The organism is Protofrankia sp. CiP3, from assembly GCF_917627345.1.
Taxonomy (GTDB): domain Bacteria; phylum Actinomycetota; class Actinomycetes; order Frankiales; family Frankiaceae; genus Protofrankia.
In genome coordinates this window covers 10804-16947 of sequence record NZ_CAKJTM010000100.1, presented here as the reverse complement: position 1 = coordinate 16947, position 6144 = coordinate 10804, and the positions used below count along the sequence as shown (strand labels likewise).

The following is a 6144-nucleotide window of genomic DNA, read 5'->3' as shown; positions in this document are numbered from 1 at the left end:
CGCCCGAGGATAGGACTGTCCGGCTCGCGGCTCCCCGCATCCCGCCCGGCCACGTTGTCGTCAGTCGGCGCCCAGTCCCAGGGCGCCTTCCTCCGCCGTCTTGCCGGATCGGGCGCGGATGAGCCGCTCACTGATCGAACGCCCTATCCTCGGGCGCTCTAACGCGCCACCGACGCGGGACCGGTTGACCGGCCGACCGGTGACGGAGCCGGCCCGTCGAGTTCGGGGAGGGGAGCGCTCTCGATCATACGGGTGGCACCCGGAGCGGAACCGTCCTCGTCCTCGTCGCGATCGCTCAGCATCACGTCGTCATCGCCGTTGTCGACCATGACGACCTCGCTGCGCTGAACACTGCCGAGCTCGATCCCCTCGGCATCCAGCGCCGCCCGGACGCGCTCGCGCAGCGCGCGCGCGACATCCCACTGTTTCAGCGGCTGGGTCTTGGCGACCACCCGCAACGCGTACCCATCAGCGGTCATCGATTCCATGCCCCATATCTCGGGTTCGGCGATGATGATGGTGGCGAACTCCGGCTCCGCCCAGAGCTTGTCCGCGGTCGTCTTGAGAATCCGCTTGGCCTTGGCGACGTCGGTGTCGTAGTCCAGCGGGACGTCAAGCACAGTACGGGCCCATTGCTGGCCTTTGTTGCCCACCCGCGCGATCTCGCCGTTACGGACGTACCAGACCGTACCCTCGATGTCGCGCAGCCGCGTGACCCGCAGGCTCACCGCCTCGACGTTCCCGCTGACCGGTCCGACATCGATGACGTCGCCCACGCCGTACTGGTCCTCGAGCAGCATGAAGACGCCGGACAGGAAGTCCCGGACAAGATTCTGCGCACCGAAACCAACAGCGACACCAACCACTCCGGCGCTGGCCACGATGGGCGCGAGGTTGATATCCAACTCGCCGAGAATGGTCACGAACGCGATCCCGAACACAATCACCGACGTGATGCTGCGCAGCAGGGAACCGACCGTCTCGGCGCGTTGGCGGCGCCGCTCCAGCAGCACGGTGGGATCACCGAAGGCGCCGAGAAGTATGGCGCGCCCGGACCGGAACAGCCCGCCCGGCCCGCCGGCCGCGGCCCGCCGGGTTGTCCGGAAAATGAAGCGATGCAACATCGAGCGGATGAGGAAAGCAATCAAAAGAATCAACAAAATCTTCAGTGGCATACCAAGAAAGACATTGGCGCCACCGGCGAGATACTCGCTGTGAGTCAGATCAAAAACCGTCCGGCACAGCACACCGGGCTTTTGCCCACATGCGTTCTGGACCGCACCGAAGATCTGGTCAAGACTGGGAGTGATGGGAGCGTTGGACGGGCTCGGGGTCGGCACGGGCGCCGTGGGCGAGGACGACGCCTCGACCGCCGGAGTCAGTAACGACCCCAACGACTGAGCGAACACAGAGACGGAGTCGGCCACGACCGGATTCAGCTCCTCACAGATAATCGATCCTATAATTGATCTTCAAGCGGGACCGCAGCCGCGGGCACCGCCCGGTGCCCAGTCTGACCGATGCGCGACAGCTGCGAGCCAAGAGGTCGACGCCAGGAAATAGCACGTAGAGCGCCCGAGGACAGGGCGTTCGATCAGTGAGCGGCTCATCCGCGCCCGATCCGGCAAGGCTGCGGAGGAAGGCGCCCTGGTGCTGGGTGGCGACCGATGACAACGCAGCGAGGTGCGTGCCCCAGCCCCGCGACGCCGCGCCTCCTATTGCCGGTCGCTCTTAGCATCCGAACAGGTACGTAAAGTAGATCAAACGCGGGCAAAGTTGCGCAGTGTGTCAACGATTACCTGACGACAATCGCGAACCCACTCGCGTTCGGGCCCCGAAGGCGGTTGACTGTCTCAGTGTCACCGGTGGCTAGCTTGTGACGGCCGCCACCCGGTAGGGCGAGGAGGTCGGCGCGTGACAGAAGCGCTGGTTCTCAATGCCACGTATGAACCGTTATGCGTGGTCTCACAGAGGCGTGCGCTGGTGCTCGTGCTCACTGAGAAAGCAGTCATGGTCGAGGCCGGAGATCGGGTTCTCCACTCCGTGACGTACACGGTCGAAGTGCCCGTGGTAGTGCGCTTGGCCCGATTCGTCCGCGTGCCGTACCGGTCTCAGGTGCCACTCACCCGCAAGGGAGTACTGGCGCGTGACCATCACCGCTGCGTCTACTGCGGTGCGCCTGCGACATCACTGGATCACGTCATCCCCCGCTCTCGTGGGGGCGCGCATGTATGGGAGAACGTGGTGGCGGCCTGCGGCCGCTGCAATCATTTGAAAGCCGACCGGGCTGTAGCCGATCTTGGCTGGCGGCTTCGCACGGCTCCCAGAGCGCCGAGCGGAGCCGCTTGGCGCATTCTTGGCAACCGCCGGATGGATCCGCGCTGGTCGCGCTACCTCAGCTCGGACGGCGACGAAGCCGCGTCCGCCTGACTCCCGCTCCTGCTCCCACCCCTGGTCCTGGCCGGTCAGCCATGGGGCGTGGCAGCCGCACGCCCCGCAGCACCGGCCCGCGGCCGGTCATCCCCACGACACGATGGGCGCGCACCACACGATTGCTTCGAGCATGCCGTACCTGCCGCGCTGGTCACCGCCGTGCTGGTCACCGCCGTGCTGACCAGCGGCAGGGCTTCACCGGCACGGCGGGCGGCGCGTCGCATGACGGCGAGATCCCACCTGGGGACGCTCCAAGCGACCGCCATCGCGCGGTCCGCCCCAGCGAGCCGGACCTCATGGTCCGTACGGATCCCGTTCCCCGTATCACGCCGACGGCCCGCGATCCGGCGCGCAGAATAGTCAACGTGACTCAGCGACCGTCCATAGCCCGCCCGACGGATACCTTCTACGACGCGGTCGGCGGCGAGGAGACGTTCCGCCGGCTGGTGGCCCATTTCTACGCAGGGGTCGCCGAGGACCCGTTGCTACGGCCGCTCTACCCCGACGAAGACCTGTCCGCGGCTCAGGAACGGCTGCGGATGTTCCTCGTCCAGTACTGGGGTGGACCATCGACCTACAGCGATCAGCGTGGTCACCCACGCCTGCGGCTGCGTCATGCCCCCTTCGCGATCGGCCCGGCTCAGCGGGACGCCTGGCTGATCCGCATGCGTGCCGCCGTCGACGAGCTGAAGCTGCCTCCGGAGTACTTCGAACCGCTGTGGGATTACCTGACGATGGCGGCCAACTCACTGGTCAACCGCCCTGAATAAGCGCGCCCGAGGACAGAGCGTTCGGTCGGTGAGCGGCTCATCCGTGCCCGATCCGGCAAGGCGGAGGAGGGAGTCACCCTGGTCCTTGGGGTGTCGACTGACGACAACGCGGCCGGGCGGGACGCGGGGAGCCGCGAGCCGGACAGCCCTGTTCTCGGGCGCTCTAAGTGGTCGGATGGCCGGGGCCGGCCGCGGCGCGCAGCACCACTACGTCCCAGCACCGTCGCGGCCGGACCCCGCTCAGCCGGACCGACGCGGGGCACGGAAGCCCGAGACGAACGGGATGACCTCGGTCACCAGATAGCCCGCCCGCACCAGCGGATCCGCCTCGGCAGCGGCACGGGCCTCGTCCAGCGAGCCGGCCTGGAACAACAGCACCGCCCGCAACCGCGTGCCAGGTTCGGCTGACCCAGCATACAGCACGAGCGACCCGGCGGCCCGAAGCGACTCCAGGTACTCCAGGTGCTCGGCATGCCGCCGGTCATACTCCGCATCCTCACCGGACGATGGATGCGCTCGTCCCTGCCTGAGTACGACCAGTTCGTAGCGGTTCAACGCGGCCAACGCTCTCCCTCGCGACCAGGCCGTTGATCGACAGGCAACAGGGGCGCTCCTACTCGCGAGTGAGCTTACGGTAGGTCATCCGGTGTGGACGGGCCGCCTCAGCGCCAAGGCGTTCGATCTTGTTGGCCTCGTAATCCGCGAAGTTCCCCTCAAACCAGAACCAGCGAGCCGGGTCGGCCTCCGTCCCCTCCCAGGCAAGAGTGTGCGTGGTGACACGATCCAGGAACCACCGGTCATGCGAGATCACAACCGCGCATCCCGGGAACTCCCCCAGTGCGTCCTCCAGCGACCGCAGCGTCTCGACATCAAGATCATTTGTCGGTTCGTCGAGCAGCAGAAGATTGCCGCCCCGCTTGAGGGTCAGCGCAAGGTTCAGCCGGTTACGCTCACCACCGGACAGCACTCCGACCGGCTTCTGCTGGTCCGGTCCCTTGAACCCGAAGGACGACACGTAGGCCCGGCTCGGCAGCTCGATCTTGCCTACCACGATGTGGTCGAGCCCGTCGGAAACGACCTCCCATACGTTCTTCTTCGGGTCAAGGCCCGCGCGGCTCTGGTCGACGTAGGCGATATCGACCGTCTCACCGATGACCAGCTCGCCGGCATCGGGTGCCACCGCACCGGTCAGCATGGTGAACAGGGTGGTTTTTCCGACACCGTTCGGGCCGATCACGCCGACGATGCCACCGCGCGGCAGGGAGAACGACAGATCATCGATGAGGACCCGGTCGCCGAATCCCTTGCGCAGCTTCTTCGCCTCGATCACCACAGCGCCCAGGCGCGGGCCCGGCGGGATCTGGATCTCCTCGAAATCGCGGGGACGGGCCTTGTCCGCCTCGGCCGCCAGCTCCTCATAGCGGGCGAGACGTGCCTTGCTCTTGGCCTGGCGGGCCTTCGGGTTCGACCGCACCCACTCCAGCTCCTGCGCGAGGACGCGCTTACGCTTCGCGTCCTTGCCACCTTCGACCTTGAGGCGGGCGGCCTTCGTCTCCAGGTACGTCGTGTAGTTGCCCTCGTAAGGGTAGGCATTGCCCCGGTCGAGCTCGAGGATCCAGCCAGCGACATTGTCGAGAAAGTAACGGTCGTGCGTGACCGCGAGAACCGCTCCGGCATAGCGCGCCAGGTGCTGCTCCAGCCAGGCGACGCTCTCAGCGTCGAGGTGGTTGGTGGGCTCGTCCAACAGCAGCAGGTCAGGGGCCTCCAGAAGAAGTTTGCACAGCGCGACGCGACGGCGCTCCCCACCGGAGAGCCTGGTTACGTCGGCATCGCCCGGAGGCAGCCGCAACGCGTCCATCGCCTGATCAAGTTGGCTGTCGAGCTCCCAGGCATTGGCCGCCTCGATCTTGTCGATAAGCGCCGCCTGCTCGGTCAGGAGCACATCGAAGTCGGCGTCGGGCGCAGCCATCTTCTCGTTGATCTCCTCGTACCGCGCGAGGACCCCACGGATCTCCCGGACCGCGTCCTCAACGTTGCCGCGAACGTCTTTTTCCTCGTTCAGCGGCGGTTCCTGCGCGAGCATGCCGACGGTGAAACCGGGGCTCAACGTCGCGTCTCCGTTGCTGGGCTGGTCAAGACCAGTCATGATCTTCAACAGCGACGACTTGCCCGCGCCGTTGGGACCGACGACACCGATCTTCGCGCCGGGCAGGAAGGACAGGGTGACATCGTCGAGGACGACCTTGTCACCGTGGGCTTTGCGCACCTTGCGCATCTGGAAGACATACTGCGCCATGCGGTCAACCTTACGAGTCGGGCAACCTGACAGGTCAGGCGGCAACGCGGGTCAGGAGCAAACGCGGGTCAGGAACAGGAGTCTCCCCGGTGGGAAGACCGCCGAGGAGCGTTGGATCTTCCCGGAACGGGAGTCACTATCCGCACGGGTGCGACACCAGGGTACGAGCCCGCTTCCCGGCCGTGTCCCGGGAACCTCCTTCCCACGAGACACCGACCATCAACCGACGCTCAGCCGAATGGCCGGCGCAAGCCCCGACCCCACCGCCCCGACCTGGCCGTCGGGGGCCACGACACTGACACCCGCCCCCGCGTCGACGCGGACCGGAAGGTCCTGACGATCGAAAAAACGCTCGCCGCCACCGGCGGACGGAGTGTAGAACAACACCAATGTCACCGAATGGTCCATTGCCGCGGATACCTGTGCCGTGGGAGCGGCAATGACCGTGGGAGCGGAACCGAGACCGGCCATCGTCACCCCGTCAGAGCTGACAGTAATCTTTCCGGTCACTGAATGGGACGGATCAACCGAATAGGACATCCGACGCCCATCGGCAGTCATCTCCAACCGGGCCGAGCGGGCCCCCGGCGGAACCGACGCGCGGACGACAACACCGACGCTCGGGCCGTCAACCACCCGCAGGCG

Annotated in this window: 6 protein-coding genes; 2 read left to right on the top strand and 4 right to left on the bottom strand. The window is 66.4% G+C overall.

Going from position 1 to position 6144, the window contains the following annotated elements:
• Nucleotides 1-158: 158 nt before the first annotated feature.
• Nucleotides 159-1427 carry a mechanosensitive ion channel family protein gene (locus MJ797_RS22205; RefSeq protein WP_239340634.1) on the bottom strand — a complete coding sequence of 423 codons (1269 nt, stop codon included), beginning with the start codon at nt 1425-1427 and terminating at the stop codon, nt 159-161.
• A gap of 487 nt (nt 1428-1914) precedes the next feature.
• Between MJ797_RS22205 and MJ797_RS22200 the strand changes: the two genes are divergently transcribed.
• A complete protein-coding gene (locus MJ797_RS22200; RefSeq protein WP_239340632.1) occupies nt 1915-2430 on the top strand; it encodes an HNH endonuclease in 516 nt (171 codons plus the stop codon).
• A 299-nt stretch (nt 2431-2729) separates the two neighbouring features.
• The gene (locus tag MJ797_RS22195; protein WP_374582777.1) at nt 2730-3203 is read left to right on the top strand and encodes a globin; all 474 of its coding nucleotides are present in this window, start codon (nt 2730-2732) and stop codon (nt 3201-3203) included.
• A 240-nt stretch (nt 3204-3443) separates the two neighbouring features.
• Here the strand turns inward: MJ797_RS22195 and MJ797_RS22190 are convergent, their stop codons facing one another.
• From MJ797_RS22190 to MJ797_RS22180, 3 genes are all read right to left on the bottom strand, one after another.
• Nucleotides 3444-3767, bottom strand: a complete 324-nt coding sequence (locus MJ797_RS22190; protein ID WP_239340629.1) for a YciI family protein — start codon at nt 3765-3767, stop codon at nt 3444-3446.
• Nucleotides 3768-3816: 49 nt separating this feature from the next.
• Nucleotides 3817-5499, bottom strand: coding sequence for an energy-dependent translational throttle protein EttA (ettA, locus tag MJ797_RS22185; RefSeq protein WP_239340617.1), 1683 nt, complete (start codon nt 5497-5499; stop codon nt 3817-3819).
• A 219-nt stretch (nt 5500-5718) separates the two neighbouring features.
• Nucleotides 5719-6144 (bottom strand): hypothetical protein (locus tag MJ797_RS22180; RefSeq protein WP_374582774.1); only part of this gene is annotated, 426 nt, incomplete at its 5' end.

Excerpts from the sequence above, each read along its gene's own strand:
- MJ797_RS22195 (WP_374582777.1), top strand. The coding sequence starts at position 2,730 with ATGGTCCGTACGGATCCCGTTCCCCGTATCACGCCGACGGCCCGCGAT.
- ettA (WP_239340617.1), bottom strand. The coding sequence starts at position 5,499 with ATGGCGCAGTATGTCTTCCAGATGCGCAAGGTGCGCAAAGCCCACGGT.